The following is a 14,270-nucleotide window of genomic DNA, read 5'->3' as shown; positions in this document are numbered from 1 at the left end:
GAACCGCAACAGCCGAAAGCCAAATCAGGCGCAACTGACCGCAAGAACGACTGCGAAGCGAGACTGCAAAAACCGTAGCCCATGAGGCTGCGGTTTTATTTTTGCGTGGGGTCCGGCTTCCATCTCTGCCGCGCCGGCCAGAGGGGCTGTATGAAGTGAGGAAAAAAATCCTTCGTAAATGATGGAAAAAGCTCAAAAACGACGTGATATCAACGTCAGGCTGTAGTTGGTGGGTGGCTGCACGTCCTCAAGATCTGCATATCATGTAAGAAAATATTCCTATCAATGGAGATTTTCATCATGGTTCGTCAATCCGTAAAGATCAGCAGGTACGACAGCGCAGCGGCCCGGAGAGACAGTGGCGTTTGCTCCCGGCTTTCGATGGCGGAGGCCTTGTCGGGCACCATCCTGGGCAGCGAGGCGGCGCCTGCCATTGCCGGTCCGGCTGGCAATACTGCGGATAAGGAGAAGGTCGGCGGCAAAGGCTTGCCGGACACCTCCTTGGCCCTTGGTGCCTGCCGCGCGCGCCGCTGCGGTCGCAAGCGCAACACAAGTTTCGCCGACACCTTGCGTTGCCGGGTGACCTGGCGGCTGGTTTCGGAATTGTTCGCGGCAGCCTGTGAGCGGGACTTGCCTGAAGGCGCCGCACGGCGCAGACCGCGCTGTCATATCCGTCAGATCGCCATGTATCTCTGCCATGTCGTGCTGTCCGTGCCCTATCAGACCATTGCCAACGCTTTCTCCCGTGACCGCACCACGGTCATGCACGCCTGTTCCGTGATCGAGGACCGTCGTGATGACGCTGCCTATGACCGTTTCGTGGAACGGTGCGAGCGGTGTGTGAAGGCCGTCTTTGCACCTCTGGAGCACGACAATGCAGAGCTCTGAGGCCCGACGTTCCCGCAAGGCGCTGGCCGAACTGATCAATTTCGTCACGCGCGGCGCGGCACACACGGAAGGTGCCCGGGCCGGGCTGCGCTCAGGCCGGCTTCGGCTCGTCCGCGAGGACGGAACAGTGCGGAAAACCGACGCCCGGGTGTTCCGGCTGGCGCTGAGCCAGGGCCTGATCGAGGTGAAGACGCAGGGAGATGACAAGCTTTCGTGCCGTGTGACGCCCGAGGGCCGCGCGGCACTCAGGCGCTGGCTAGCCGATCCCGGCAGCGCGTTCCAGAACCAGCATCGGCTGCTGGTGGCACGGTCTGATCCCGATCACGGGCAGCTGCAGGTCAACCAGGCTGAATCGCCGCTGGCGGCTCTGGCGCGGATCAAGGGCAGGGGAGGCGGTCTGTTCCTCGAACCCTCCCAGGTTGAGGCGGGGGAAAGGTTGCGCGTTGATTTCACCCGAGCGCAGTTGCAGCCTTCACTCGGCCAGCGCTGGGAACCGGTGCGTGCAGGCCGTCAGCCAGGCTTTGCCGGCGGTGCTGCCGAACTCACCGACACCGCCATGTCGGCCCGGACGCGGGTGGAAACCGCCCTGGCTGACGTCGGCCCGGAACTCGCCGGGGTGCTGATAGATATCTGCTGTTTTCTCAAGGGGCTCGCCGAGGTCGAGCGGGAACGGCAATGGCCCGCCCGCTCGGCCAAGCTGATGCTGCGGACCGCGCTGGCCGCGCTTGCCCGCCATTACGCGCGGCCGAAGCGAAGATCCGGAGCTTCTACAGCGCCGCGCCACCAATCGGATGCGCAAAACTCGCTGTAACACCTTGAAATAATGCATGTACGTTACCGTTCGAATGATTCCATTTGAACGCGACATGCATTGGTTAATCGCCCGGCGCCGCAGCTTCGGACCGCGCTGCTGCCGCATGTGCCTTGATGCGCAACGCCATCGACCGCAATCCGTTGGCTCGCTGGGTCGAGAGGTGTTCGCCCAGCCCCAGCTGCGACATCAATGCGGCTTCATCCAGCGCCTCGACTGCCGACGCCTTCTGCCCCGATGTCGCCGCCAGGATGATCGCCACCAGCCCGCGAACGATATGCGCGTCGGAATCCCCGCGGTAGGTCATGACCGGATCAGCAGGATCTCCGGCTTCGGTTTCGGCCACCAGCCAGACCTGGCTGGCGCAGCCCTTGACCTTGTTTTCGTTTGTCTTTTCGGCGGCCGGCATGTCCGGCAGCGCCTTGCCGATCTCGATGAGATAGCGGTAGCGGTCTTCCCAGTCTTCAAGATACTCGAAGTCGTCAATGATGGTTTGCAACGTGGACATCTGTATTCCCTGTAACTCGCAAACTCATATAGGCGTGTTTGCCCGTTTATGCACCCCGCTGCGATGCAAATTGACGGCCCGGATCCCATCCCCAAGCGGCGCAAGGGACCTGTCCGGTCGCGACGCGGCCGGCGAAGGCGCGCCTGCGCCAGAACAAAAGAAAACGCCGCCGGGAGGAAGGGCTGTTCCCGGCGGCGGCGCGTCAGACGCGACTGGAGTTGGCAATTTCAAGCATCATGTACGTGCGGGCTTTCCCCCTCCGCCACTGCTCCCTCATGGAGCACGACGAGCGAGGGAAATCAGTTGTCGACCGGCAGCGAGCCTGTCGTCAGTTCGGGTTCGCCATCGGCGAATTTGGAATCGAGAAACTGGTAGGCAATCCGTGCGCCTTCCTTTGCCCGGGATCCCAGGGCTGCAAAGGTCTCGCTGCCGGTCTGGCAGACCTCAGGCTTGCGGACGCAAATCTGTCTGATGTCATCAATTGCTTCCACGGCCGCGGCCATGCTCTGGCCAACCTCAAGCGGCGGCGCATCTTCAAGCGTCTCTCGCGAGGACTGGTCGAGAAACGGCAAGGTGATCAGCACAAGTGAAAACCAGAAACTTCCCTTAATCAAAAACCACATCATTTGGCCCTTCCTGTTTGCCCGCCATCTTTGGACGGGGGTGTCCGGGTTGTCCCGAACTTGCACACACCATGAGACAAAAACTTCAAGGCGGATTTGAATTGGGCCTGTGCTTTTGAGCCAAATTTGCCGAAAACTTTAGGCAATTGATCATGTCGCTCCTGAGAGCCTGTCGCATTGTCTGAAACAGGCCGGCCTGCATCAGGCCTGGCGTTGTTCGGTCCCGGCGAAAGCCTGTTCTGCGCGGTTTCATGCCGGTCCGCTGCAGCTGGCTCCCGGGAAAGCAACAATTAACCATAAACGCCAAAGCCGTTTCGGCAGGCGTCTGAAGGCCGGAAATCGACTGGTTTTGGCTGCCTCCGGCGCCCCTGCTTATCCTTTCCTTAAGTCAGCAATGACAATGTTGCGCCAACAACAAATAACTGCGGCGTGTACGGATTCGGCAGTGATAAAATTAGACGATCTCATGGACAGAATGATCCTGACCGGACGGCAGACCGCCGAATCCTGGTTGGGTTCTGCCGCGCATGGCGACAGGGCTTACGAAGGCCAGGTGCGCGCCATGACAGCCTGTCTGACAAGCATCATCGCTGCCCCGGTAATCGCCGCTCCGGTTTTGCTGACCGCATTTCCCTGGCCGCACGCGGTCGCAGGTACACTGGCGGCAATGGCGCTGCCAGTGGCTGTCGCCGGGTTGCTGGCCGCCACCGGCTCGACCCGTCTTGCCGGGCGCGCGGCCCTTGCCGGTGTCGCAGCTGCAGTTTTTGCTCTGGTCGCCTGCACCGGCGGGTTTGTCTCTCCGTTTCTGCCGCTTCTGGCCTTGTTGCCGCTAGAAGCCGCGCTTTACACCCGCAGGCTTTCCGGCCTGGTGCTGGGTGTGCTGGCCGCCGGCGTTGCCATGCTCGGCGTCATCGCCTTCACAGCGCTCGGCACAGTTCCGTCGGCTCCCGGCGGCGGCACCGCAGCAGCAGCGGGATTGGCCTTCGGCATCTATGTGCTGGGCCGTGGTCTTGCCCTCGTGGCCAGACAGCCGGTCGAGGCCGCAACTTCATCCGTAGTAGCGGCTCCCCGGCCGGAGGATCACCCGGGCCAGGCTGACGGCACACACGTTCTCGAGCGTTTGCCCGGGCTTCTGACCTTGCATGACGCGCGGGGCGATGTGATCCGGATCTCGGGCGCCGACCAGGCCGAGTTTTGCCGCAAGATCGGAGATGTGTCGGGCAGGGGCTTCATCAACCGCATCCATGTCGCCGACCGTATCGCCTTCTTCGATGCTATCGACAGTCTCCGCCGCGGCCACGCCCGCAGCCAGATCGACCTGCGCTTCGACTGCCCCGGAGAAGCTTCGCAATTTCTCCATGTCGCAATCTCGCTTGCAGCCGAGCGCGGCGCTGACGGCAGCTTCCGCGGCGTTCTGGCCCAGACACGTGACGTGTCGGCGGAAATTGCCGATCATGACCGTGCCAAGGCTCTGGCCAGGCGGGCTGAAAGTTCAAACGATTCCAAGACCCGCTTTCTTGCCGCGGTCAGCCATGAGCTGCGCACGCCGCTCAACGCCATCATCGGCTTTTCCGATATTCTCGGCCGCGAGATGTTTGGCAAGTTCAGCGATGAGCGTCAGCGTGAATATGTCGGTCTGATCCATCAATCGGGTCAGCACCTGCTGGCGCTGGTCAACACCATGCTGGACATGTCGAAGATCGAAGCCGGGCGCTATGAGGTCTTTGTCGAGGCATTCCCGATCGCCGATGTCATCGACAATTGCGATGCGATGCTAAGGCTGCAGGCCTCCAATCGCGGTGTCACCCTGACCCGCCGCCTGGTCCGCGGCGCCGAGACCGAGGTGGTGGCAGACAAGAGCGCGCTGCAGCAAATCCTGATCAATCTCGTCGGCAACGCGATCAAGTTCACCGATGCCGGTGGCGTGGTCAATGTCGACGCTGCGATCCGCGACGGCAGGCTGGAGCTCATTGTCAGCGACACGGGCATCGGCATCTGCGCGGACAAACTGGCTTCGATCGGCGAGCCATTCGTCCAGGCACAGAATGAACTCGGCCGCCATTACGAGGGAACCGGCCTCGGCCTGTCCCTGGTCAAGGGGCTTGTGGATCTGCACGGTGGCACTTTCGCCATTGAAAGCCGCGAGGGCGAAGGAACGATTGTGACCATCAGTCTGCCCGCCGACGGTTCGGGCGCCAATCCGCAGCTGGAAGACGAAGCGGCGAGTTCCGCCGTAGTGTTCCCGCCGCTGCTGCCCAAGTCCGCCAGGAGAACGGCCGCAACGCCGGCCCGAATTGATGAAAAAACCAGGAATGAAGACTATGCCGAGACAGCGCGTATCGCCTGACTTGATTGACGATGAGACCGACGGCCAGGGCATCCTCGGGTTGCTCGGATCGGTCATATCGGCACACCCATCGCTCGCCGGCGGCAGCGTGGCATTTGCGGTCATTTTCGGTTTTGTGGCCACCAATGCCCTGTGGCACCAGCCTGGACAGCATCCCGCGCCGATCCTCAAGACCCGCGACGTGGCATCTGCGGGAAGCGCGCGCGTGCGCACGCCGTCTGACACCATGAGCCCGCTGATCAAGGGCGCGCCAACCCGTATCGTCACCACGTACCGGATCGAGCGCAGCGACGAGACCCCGACCGCCTCGATCCCGGTACCCAATCCACCGGCTCCTGCAGCGCCGGCCGTCACGCCCGAAGTCTCCGCAACGCCTGCATCCGACCGGGTTCTGACGCGAATTCAGACGGTGCTGGCCGAGAAGGGCCTGTATTCGGGCGAGATCGACGGTCTGATGGGCCCCAAATCCGAAGCCGCCATTCGCGCCTGGGAGAGAAACAACGGCTACACCGAGACCGGTGAACCCAGCGCATCGCTGCTTTCCATCATGGAGCAGGCCGGCGCACAGACCAGGCAAGCGGCCGCACCGGCCGAGATTGCCAGTAGCCAGCCGGTGGCGCGCCCGGCACCAAGGCCGGCCCCGGCCGTTGCCTCCGATGCGCGCGCCGGCGAACCGGTCACCGTCCCCGCTGAACCTGTGGAAGGTCCAAGCGAATTGGTGCAACAGATTCAGTCGGGTCTGTCCAACATAGCCTATGCCGACATCACCGTCGACGGCGTGGCCGGATCACAGACCCGTGCCGCCATCAGCGCCTTCGAGAAGCACTACCGCCTGCCCGTGACTGGCGAACCCAACGAGACGGTGCTGAAGAAACTGCTCGAAATCGGCGCGCTGTGAGACTGAAAGCCGGCATGTTCGTCGCGGCACTGACGCGCCGGCTGTTCGCCGAGGGCGGTATGGCGGCGATTGAACGCCGCGGGGCGGAAGAGGCAGGCGCAATCTTCATCCGTATCCGCCACCGCGATGGCAGCGAAAGCCTGGCCGCGCCGGCGCCGCAAACGGCCTTTGACGATGATCATCCCGAGGACCGGCTGTTCGAAATCAGAAAGTCCCGGGTTCAGGAAAGCGAAATCTCCGAGCTGCTTGCCCGCGAGGCGAGGTTCGACCCCGATATCTGGGTGGTGGAAATCGAAACCGACAGCCCCGAAACCTATCTGGCTTTCGCCGAAGAATAGCCCAACGCCTGCCCGAACGCGGGTTGCAGCCCGGCTAAAGGTCCGGAGCGACCAGATATGCGCACCTGTTTTGGCGTGCAGACGGATCTCTTCCGAACAGGCTCTGGTAAAGTGGCACCGGCCGCGCGGTCGAATCGCTGTTGAACAGAAGCTTGCTGGAATCCGGAAAGAGATCTCAATGAACGGAAAAGTCCTGTCGTTGTCGAGCTACCCGATCAAGGGGCTCAGCCCGCAGCCTCACGAGCAGGCCTCGCTCACAACCGGGGATGGCTTTCCCGGCGATCGCCTGTTCGGTTTTGCCAAGAAAAACAGCGGCTTCGATCCCGCAAGTCCGAAACCGTTGCAGAAGAGCCGCTTCATCGTCCTGTTGCAGCACGCCAAGCTCGCCGGTCTGAACACGGATTTTGACGCCCGGACCCGGATATTGACGATCAGCACCACTTCAGAGCCGAAGCTTGAATTCGACATGAATACCGAGAAAGGCGCCGGCGAGGCCAGCCGCTTTCTCACCGAGCTGCTCGATCTCAAGGACGAGGAAGCCCCGTTTTTCGCTTCGGCCTTTCCGCACCGTTTCACCGATGCTTCGGTCGTTTCGACCACGCTGATGAACGCGATTTCCTTCATCAATCTCGATTCGGTGCGGGCGTTCGAAGAGGAAATTTCGCAGGAAGTCGACGTGCGCCGTTTTCGCGGCAACATCGTATTCGAAGGCTGGCCCGCCTTCAGCGAGCTCGAACTGGTCGGTCGCCGCATTCAGGTGGGCGAGGTAACCTTCAACGTGCTGCACCGGACCCAGCGCTGTCTGGCCACCGAGGTCAATCCCGACACCGCCGAACGCGACATCATGGTGCCCAGGCTGCTGAAGAAGGCCTATGGCCATTTCGACATGGGCATCTACGCCGAGGTGCTCAATGATGGCGTCATCGAGGTCGGCAGCCCGGTCAGGCTGCTTGACGCATAGGCGTTGCTCGCCGCAGCGCCACGCGGGCGGGCAGACCCGGCCCTCTTCAGCCTGTCTTGCGGGAGGGCAGCATCCGGTCGCGTACATCACGCGGGGAGACCCGCTGGTCGCGGTCCTGACGCACCGGCTTGCCGTCGGCGAGCGCCGGAACATGGGAGGCGGCGCCATTTGTGTAGCTGTCGGCGCGCTGCCAGGACTGGAGCCGCGCAGCACAATTTTCGCTGTCGAGCTCCTCGATCAGGTCGGTGGCGAGCGTGTGGCGGGCTGACGGATTGGCCAGATGCGGAAAAAAGCTCTCAAGTGCCGATTTGATGGTGGCTTCCGGGGCGCCAAGCCCGATCATCGCCGTGGCCAGCTGCCGTCCCGACAGGTCCATCATGATGCGTTCGGCAAGCGCGAAACTGGCACCCATGGCATCGGCAAGGGCGGTCGCAAACCAGGATTCCTGGTCAGTCCGGGCATGGCGCGCCAGCTGCGCCAGCCGAACGTCGCCGACCCGGCGTTGTGCCCTGGCCTTGGCTGACGCAGTCGCCGGTTCGGCAAGCACGGGGGCGGCGGAGGACTGTGTGGTGGCGCGTTTGTGCGGGCTCGTCGGCCGGTTGAGCGGCGCCTGTGGCGCCGGGCTTGCAGCGACAAGCGCCTTGAGTTGGGTCCTGAGCCGCTCGCTCGGATCGAGCGGTGGCGCCGCGACGTTCGGGCGTGAAGGCAACGACTTGGCAGTTGCAGCTTCCGGTGCCCGGGCTTGCATCTTAGGTACTGCCTGCATCTCAGAGGCCGCTTGCGGCTGTGCGGGAGCCGGAATCAGTCCCCGCAGCACAAGCAGACTGTCGACCGACGGATCCTTGAGCTGCTGCAGCCTGGCGATGGCCTGTGGAGACAGGTCCGACCGGCGCGCCGCCGCACGGGCATGCGGTGCGCCATGGCGCATCACCGCCTGGACCAGCGCAGTCTCCTTAAACCGCGGATAGTGCACGATGAACGGTGCCGCGATGGCGATCGGTTCATTTATCAGCATCTCCGCTACGTCTTCGGGAACCTGCGAAAGCCGCGACAGGGTTGCCGACGCGGTGCGGCGGGCTTCCTGGCTTGCGGTTTTGTAAAGTGGGACGAAAAGCCGTGAAAACCGCACCAGGTCCTGGCGCGTCGGGTGATCCAGGCATTCGAGGCCGCTTATCGCGGCCATCATCACGGCATCCTTGCGGCGACCACCTTCTGGTCGTTCGAGATCGCGGAAACTGTCTGACACGGGGTACACCTTACTCAAACGCAACAACACTCTTGGGTCAAATTACAGCAAAAGCGTTAGCGAGCTGTTAACCAAGTCGACGCTAGAAGAAATACTTCAAGGAGAAGAATGTCGAGCGTATTTCCTGTTCCACCATGTTGGAGTCCAGATATGGCGACAATATTGACCTTCGATCGATCAAGATGCCGGGAGCTAGAGCGGCCAGGCAGTGCAAGCAAACGCGCCTCAGCCTCTGCAAAGATACTGATGTTCACCGGGGTGCGGCGTGAACCGCTGTACAGCGACGACGGGTTTCCGAAACCAATCCGGCATCAGCCGATGTTCGACGATTTCACGCCGGACAAACCGCGTGGAAGAAAGCGCCGCTGAAGGTGGCATGGCCGCGCCCCGGATTATTCAATGCCGCGTGGCACTCGGGGCAATGAACAGGTGCCGGAAAAGGAAGCGGCCGCTCTTGAGAGCGCATCTGCGCTTGTGCGGGTTTCATCAGGACGCCGCATCCTTGCGCTACGATCCTATCCGTCCTTCGTCCCGGTCATTTCGGCGTTTACCTGCGCCAGGTAGTCTTCCAAATTGCGGCCAGGTTCGTCATCGAAACACTCGCTTGTAGCCTCGCACCTTTCCATGCGATCAATCCGGAGCACCCTGAAATCGTTCCGCTTTTCGCACCAGGCCGATAAGGTCCAGACCCTGCCCCAATAGGTGATTTCAAGCGGTCGAACCAGACGCGTCGATGCCTGGCCATCCAGCGAAACATAGTCGATTTCCAGCTTGGTGCGGTTGCGGGTGGCGGCGCGAATTTTCGGCATGTGTTTGAAACCTGCCCTGGCCTGTGCAAACGGGTAGACGCCAAACCCCCAGTTCCGGGGAACCGTGCCGCGGGCAGAGGCCACCTTTGCAATCTTGGAGGCCAGCGAAACCGACGCCAGTTGCAGTTCCGGATCGGCGGCCTCGGCGACAATCGCCATTCCCAGATGAAGGGCTTCGAGCTCCATGAGAGAAAGATTCATCGGCGGGAGAAACACGGGCTCGCGGAGCATGTATCCCACACCCCGCTCGCCATCGATCGGGATGCCTGACGCCACCAGCGTGTCGACATCCCGATAGATTGTCCGCACGGAGACCTCCAGGCGTGCTGCGAGATCGCGTGCAAGGTGCAGCCGACCGTCCTGGACGATCTCGATGATCTGTGAAAGACGGTCGCTGCGACGCATGATGCTTCCTAGTTCACCGAAACTTCCAACGCGGTATGGTGCATTTTCAACGTCGCGCCGTCGATGGCTTTCATGACCGGTTCAAGTCCTGGCTCGTTCTCGATCGCAGCTGCTGCGGCCATCGCTGCATCATGCGTTGCCCATTCGACGTGCTCGATCCACAGTCCGTCATCACTGCTCGACAGGCGACGGGCGATGAAGCCGTCTCGTTTGGCGACGAAATCATTGATGCTGTGCGCCAGCTTGGCGAATTCCTGCTGGGAAACGCCATCGTTGAGCCGGAAAATTACTGTTTCAATCGTATGTTTGGTCATGTCTCATCTCCTTTGCTGGTAGACGAGAGCGATATAGGTTACCCCAACTGCCAAAAGCTGTCAGTTGAATATGGACCTTTTGCATACGCAAGGCAACAGAGTGTCATGCACCCGCGCCCACGGTTTCTGTGAGCACGAAGGCCCTGTTCCCGGATCGTTTCGGGAGCTCGTCAAAGGCGATCCAAAATACTCACCGGCAGCAGACTCGCCGGGACTGGGGGCGGTTATCTCCGAGCGCGGCCGGGAGACCATTGCGCCGCTGATTGGCAGGGTCATGGAGCGCGCGCGGGCGGAAGGGGCGCTGCGGTTTGACACCACCACGGATGCGGTCGGCTTGTATCTCAACCTTCTGGTCGGAGACCTGCAAATTCGCCGCGTGATCGCCCCGCTGCCGCCGATGGAGGAAACCGAGTTCAACTGGCGCGCGGGCCATGCCTACAGCCAGTTTCTCACGCTCTGCGCGGCTGTGGAGCCCTCAGGCCGGGTCGATGGTGATGCTGGTGCAGACCGCATTTGACAAGAAGGCCCGCGCTGCGGGTCTCTGGCTCGAGGCCGGCGCCACCGCACGCAGGATCACGTAGCCCTCCGGCTGCTTCAGCTCGACCAGAACCGAGCGTTCGAGCGCGCGCGGCATGAACCGTCTGAGCTGCAACATCTGCGCCGGAGTAACGAACACAATGTTGACGCCACTGCCGATGGAAGAGCGGTCGTTCATTGAGTAGGTTTCGTTCGAAGCCCTGTCAAAGGCCGAAACCGACCAGTAGGGCACGTCGCCCGATGCGACGACCCTGACCGGCCCTTCGCTGACATCGAAGCGGCAGACAGCGCTGCGGAGATACGGGTCCTCGTTGTAGAGCCCGGTCAGGTTGGGCTCATTGGCAAGCGAATAGAAGCGATTGGTGTCGCCCAGTGCCTCAACCCGCGTCCAGGCGTCCTTGCCCGTCCACATCGGCAGGGCAAGGACGATGACGATGTGGATGATCGCCGCACCCACCAGGCCGATGGCGATGGCCAGCAACACGCTACGCATCTGTGCATCCGATCCGGGAAATCTTGGGCATGTCGAGCTCGACCATGTTGAGCGAAGCCGCAGCCGGCGAGTCGATCAGCGTCAGCACCAGGCTGATTTCACCCTCTGCATCGAGCCACATCCAGTTGCCGGCGGTTGCGACAGAATCGAGCCGAATGCTGAAACTGCCATCGGCCTTGCGCAGCGTTGTCCAGGAATTGAGGCTGGTTGGCACGCGCGGCGGAGCTTCGAGCGCTGCACCGTTTTCATCGATGACCCTGAGGGTCCAGAACCGTGCCGGCGGCGTGGAACCGGAAACTTCGTAGCTGCAGCGCCCCGACAAGGGGGTCCCTGTTTCGTCGCTGCTGGCGGTAAACACCAGGCCTTCGGCGCGGCCGAGCAACAAGCGGCCATCTCCCGCACGATGCGCCTTGGCGAAGGGGTCCGCACTCGCGGTCTGCAATTCGGGATAGGCGCTCCACGGCCCGAGCCGGATGGCGCCGAAGCCGGACGTGGCCTGGAGTGTCCAGGACGCGGACCAGACGCCGCCGCCGAAAGCGATCGCCAGTGTCAGAGCAACCAGGACGGGCAGACGAAACACGGGGGCGGATTTCCTCGATAAACAGGGGAGCGTGGCGGGCGCCGCGCAAGGGCGTCTTCTGCGGCGTCAGATCATGACCGAGACCACGCCACGCGACAGGAAAAAGCACAATCCCGTCTCAATAACCAGACGCTGGACATGAAAAGATCGTAATATGCACCATTGCCGCGGCGCATCCGCAGCTCCTACCGCTCGACGGTGGATGGAGCAAGTTCCGGCGTGGCGTCTACCTGGGCCAGGCGGTCGCGTGCGCCAAGTGGCCGCGCCGTCTTGAGCTTCTCCCCCAGATCCCTGAGCACATCGGTGCTCTCCCGGTTGAGAGACCTCAGACGCTGTCGTGCCGGCACTACATTTCCATCCTCATCGGTCGAAGAACCGGCAACAAGCGGCGTCGCCTTGTCGGCCGGAAGCGGGTCGTCGACCCCCGGAATGGCTCTGAGTTCTATGCCCTGATGCGCATAATCCATCACCCGCTTGAAGGCCATCGCCGGCAGCGAGCCGCCGGTCATCCGGTTGGAGGAGGTATAGTCGTCATTGCCGAACCAGACCGCGGCGGTGAAATTGCCGGTAAAGCCGCAGAACCAGGCATCACGATAGGCCTGCGTGGTGCCGGTCTTGCCGCCGGTCAGAACACCGTCGACGGCCGCGCGCCGGGCGGTGCCGACATAGGGAACCCGGGTGAGCATCTGGTTCATGTAGTTGGCGGCGTCTTCCGAAAGAACCCGTTCGGCGGGCGGCTCGTCGCGCTCGAAATCATAGAGTACATCGCCATTGTAATTCATGATCTGCGCGATGCCGTGGCGGCGCGACTGGTAGCCGCCGGCAGGGAAGACCGCGTAGGCGGTGGCCTGGTCCAGCACCGTGACTTCCGAGGTGCCGATGGGAATCGTCACATCCCGGCGGATCGGGGTCTCGACGCCGAATTTCTTGGCCTGCGCCATGATCTGGCCGATCGGATCCTCGCCGAGACGTTCCTTGGCGAGCCGCACCGGGATGGTGTTGACCGAGCGCGCCAGGGCAGTCTTCATGTCGATCCGCCCGAAATAGCCGCCGGCGTAGTTCTTCGGGTTCCAGTTGCCCCAGTAAATCGGCGCGTCGACAATCGAGGTTTCCGGCGTCATGCCTTTTTCCATCGCCAGCGAATAGGTGAAGATCTTGAACGACGATCCCGGCTGCCTCAGCGCGCGGGAGGCGCGGTTGAACTGGCTTTCGCCGTAATCGCGGCCGCCGACCATGGCGCGCACCGCGCCGCCGTTCTCGATCAGCACCAGGGCTGCCTGGCTGGCGCGGTAGCGATCGCCGTACTGGCGCAGCGTGGTTTTAATCGCCGCATCGGCGGCTTCCTGCATGCCCGGATCAATCGTGGTGCGCACGATCAGCGAATGCTGTTCGTAGGAGGCTGCGATGCGCTTGACCTCCTCGAAGGCCCAGTCGAGGAAATAGTCCGGCGCGTCGCGGGCGCCCCGGTCGATCACGCTGGCCGGGTTGCGCCTTGCGCCGATCACCTGGCCCTCGGTCATCAGATTGCCCTGGACCAGGTTTGACAGCACCTCGTTGGCCCGCGCCCGTGCGGCCGGCAGGTTGATGTGCGGGGCGTAGCGGGCAGGGGCCTTGAACAGCCCCGCGAGCATGGCCGCCTCCGCGATCGAGACTTCGGTGATGTCCTTGCCGAAGTAGAACTGAGCCGCTGCTGCCGCGCCGAAGGTGCCGCCGCCCATATAGGCGCGGTCGAGATAAAGCCGAAGGATTTCCTTCTTCGACAGGTTGGCTTCAAGCCACAAGGCCAGAAACGCTTCCTTGATCTTGCGCTCGATTGTCCGCTCATTGGTCAGAAACAGGTTCTTGGCCAATTGCTGGGTGATGGTGGAGCCGCCCTGAACCACCTGGTTGGCCTTGACGTTTTCGGTCATGGCGCGGGCGAGACCGAGAAAATCAATGCCGAAATGATCAAAAAACCGCCGGTCTTCCGTGGCCAGCACCGACTTGATGAAATGATCGGGCAGCTGGTCGACCGGGGCGGAATCCTCGTGAATGATGCCGCGGTGACCGATCTCGTTGCCGTAGCGGTCAAGGAAAGTGACGGCAAAATCGTCGCGGGTGCGCCAGTTTCCGGCGGTTTCCTCGAATGCCGGCAGCGCCAGCGCCAGAAGCAGCACGAAACCGGCAACCCCGACATTCATGCCTTCGCCGGCGATCTCGAACACCACCTTCCAGGCCCCGCGGGTGCGGAAGCGGCGGAAGAAGATGGTGATCTCCTCCCAGATTTCGCCGAGGCGGAAACCGGCATTCCAGATCGAGGAATCAATCCACGAATCAATGCGCAGAAAGAGGTTGGAGCGCTTGCGCGGCCTGTTGTCCTGGTTGAACGGGTCTTGCACGGGTCTTAGGTCCATTGCGGGCGGCGGCGGCATGCATCGCCGCGCACTGGTGTTGCCGCGATGCACGATAGCATCACGGTTTCGCCCCTTTGGTCTATGCTTTTGAAGTATTTTCAGTCAAAGGACAAGCCGCC

Annotated in this window: 14 protein-coding genes and 1 pseudogene; 7 read left to right on the top strand and 8 right to left on the bottom strand. The window is 62.2% G+C overall.

The window, feature by feature from the left end:
• Nucleotides 1–300: 300 nt before the first annotated feature.
• The gene (locus CRO46_RS11885) at nucleotides 301–888 is read left to right on the top strand and encodes a helix-turn-helix domain-containing protein (protein ID WP_179759039.1); all 588 of its coding nucleotides are present in this window, start codon (nucleotides 301–303) and stop codon (nucleotides 886–888) included.
• Nucleotides 875–1,699 (top strand): DUF6456 domain-containing protein, encoded by an 825-nt coding sequence (locus CRO46_RS11880; protein WP_097107986.1) that lies wholly within the window; start codon nucleotides 875–877, stop codon nucleotides 1,697–1,699. The genes CRO46_RS11885 and CRO46_RS11880 overlap by 14 nt, the downstream gene beginning before the upstream one ends.
• 64 nt (nucleotides 1,700–1,763) lie before the next feature.
• Here the strand turns inward: CRO46_RS11880 and CRO46_RS11875 are convergent, their stop codons facing one another.
• Both CRO46_RS11875 and CRO46_RS11870 read right to left on the bottom strand, forming a co-directional pair.
• Nucleotides 1,764–2,207 (bottom strand): SufE family protein, encoded by a 444-nt coding sequence (locus tag CRO46_RS11875; protein ID WP_097107985.1) that lies wholly within the window; start codon nucleotides 2,205–2,207, stop codon nucleotides 1,764–1,766.
• A 338-nt stretch (nucleotides 2,208–2,545) separates the two neighbouring features.
• Nucleotides 2,546–2,830 (bottom strand): annotated as a pseudogene (locus tag CRO46_RS11870) (DUF5330 domain-containing protein); the annotation flags it as partial.
• Nucleotides 2,831–3,296: 466 nt separating this feature from the next.
• Between CRO46_RS11870 and CRO46_RS11865 the strand changes: the two are divergent.
• The 4 genes from CRO46_RS11865 to CRO46_RS11850 all read left to right on the top strand — a co-directional run bounded on the left by CRO46_RS11865 (nucleotide 3,297) and on the right by CRO46_RS11850 (nucleotide 7,374).
• The gene (locus CRO46_RS11865; protein ID WP_244577869.1) at nucleotides 3,297–5,177 is read left to right on the top strand and encodes a sensor histidine kinase; all 1,881 of its coding nucleotides are present in this window, start codon (nucleotides 3,297–3,299) and stop codon (nucleotides 5,175–5,177) included.
• Nucleotides 5,152–6,075: a peptidoglycan-binding domain-containing protein gene (locus tag CRO46_RS11860; RefSeq protein WP_244577868.1), complete on the top strand. Its 924-nt coding sequence runs from the start codon at nucleotides 5,152–5,154 to the stop codon at nucleotides 6,073–6,075. Before CRO46_RS11865 ends, CRO46_RS11860 begins: the two co-directional genes overlap by 26 nt.
• A complete protein-coding gene (locus tag CRO46_RS11855; protein WP_097107982.1) occupies nucleotides 6,072–6,413 on the top strand; it encodes a DUF1491 family protein in 342 nt (113 codons plus the stop codon). Before CRO46_RS11860 ends, CRO46_RS11855 begins: the two co-directional genes overlap by 4 nt.
• Nucleotides 6,414–6,591: 178 nt before the next feature.
• Entirely contained in the window at nucleotides 6,592–7,374 is a 783-nt protein-coding gene (locus CRO46_RS11850) for an MOSC domain-containing protein (protein ID WP_097107981.1), read from the top strand.
• Between the two features lie 46 nt (nucleotides 7,375–7,420).
• On the opposite strand, the gene CRO46_RS11845 is transcribed toward CRO46_RS11850, so the two are convergent.
• From CRO46_RS11845 to CRO46_RS11835, 3 genes are all read right to left on the bottom strand, one after another.
• On the bottom strand, nucleotides 7,421–8,620 hold the full coding sequence (locus CRO46_RS11845; RefSeq protein WP_143439023.1) for a hypothetical protein: 1,200 nt from the start codon (nucleotides 8,618–8,620) through the stop codon (nucleotides 7,421–7,423).
• 515 nt (nucleotides 8,621–9,135) lie between these two features.
• On the bottom strand, nucleotides 9,136–9,834 hold the full coding sequence (locus tag CRO46_RS11840; RefSeq protein WP_097107979.1) for a helix-turn-helix transcriptional regulator: 699 nt from the start codon (nucleotides 9,832–9,834) through the stop codon (nucleotides 9,136–9,138).
• 8 nt (nucleotides 9,835–9,842) lie between these two features.
• On the bottom strand, nucleotides 9,843–10,148 hold the full coding sequence (locus tag CRO46_RS11835) for a hypothetical protein (protein WP_179759038.1): 306 nt from the start codon (nucleotides 10,146–10,148) through the stop codon (nucleotides 9,843–9,845).
• A gap of 100 nt (nucleotides 10,149–10,248) precedes the next feature.
• On the opposite strand from CRO46_RS11835, the gene CRO46_RS11830 reads away from it, so the two are divergent.
• Entirely contained in the window at nucleotides 10,249–10,665 is a 417-nt protein-coding gene (locus tag CRO46_RS11830; RefSeq protein ID WP_097107978.1) for a TetR/AcrR family transcriptional regulator C-terminal domain-containing protein, read from the top strand.
• Here the strand turns inward: CRO46_RS11830 and CRO46_RS11825 are convergent.
• The 3 genes from CRO46_RS11825 to CRO46_RS11815 all read right to left on the bottom strand — a co-directional run bounded on the left by CRO46_RS11825 (nucleotide 10,624) and on the right by CRO46_RS11815 (nucleotide 14,169).
• Nucleotides 10,624–11,178 carry a DUF1254 domain-containing protein gene (locus CRO46_RS11825; protein ID WP_097107977.1) on the bottom strand — a complete coding sequence of 185 codons (555 nt, stop codon included), beginning with the start codon at nucleotides 11,176–11,178 and terminating at the stop codon, nucleotides 10,624–10,626. The two genes, CRO46_RS11830 and CRO46_RS11825, sit on opposite strands and share 42 nt — an antisense overlap.
• Complete coding sequence (locus tag CRO46_RS11820; RefSeq protein WP_097107976.1) at nucleotides 11,171–11,758, bottom strand: DUF1214 domain-containing protein; 588 nt, start codon at nucleotides 11,756–11,758, stop codon at nucleotides 11,171–11,173. The genes CRO46_RS11825 and CRO46_RS11820 overlap by 8 nt, the downstream gene beginning before the upstream one ends.
• A gap of 185 nt (nucleotides 11,759–11,943) precedes the next feature.
• Nucleotides 11,944–14,169 (bottom strand): transglycosylase domain-containing protein, encoded by a 2,226-nt coding sequence (locus tag CRO46_RS11815; RefSeq protein WP_179759037.1) that lies wholly within the window; start codon nucleotides 14,167–14,169, stop codon nucleotides 11,944–11,946.
• Nucleotides 14,170–14,270 lie beyond the last annotated feature (101 nt).

Origin of the sequence: Parahoeflea halophila (genome assembly GCF_900220985.1) — a bacterium.
GTDB lineage: Bacteria > Pseudomonadota > Alphaproteobacteria > Rhizobiales > Rhizobiaceae > Hoeflea > Hoeflea halophila.
Note: the sequence above shows the minus strand (reverse complement) of the source record. Positions and strands in the feature narration are given on the sequence as shown.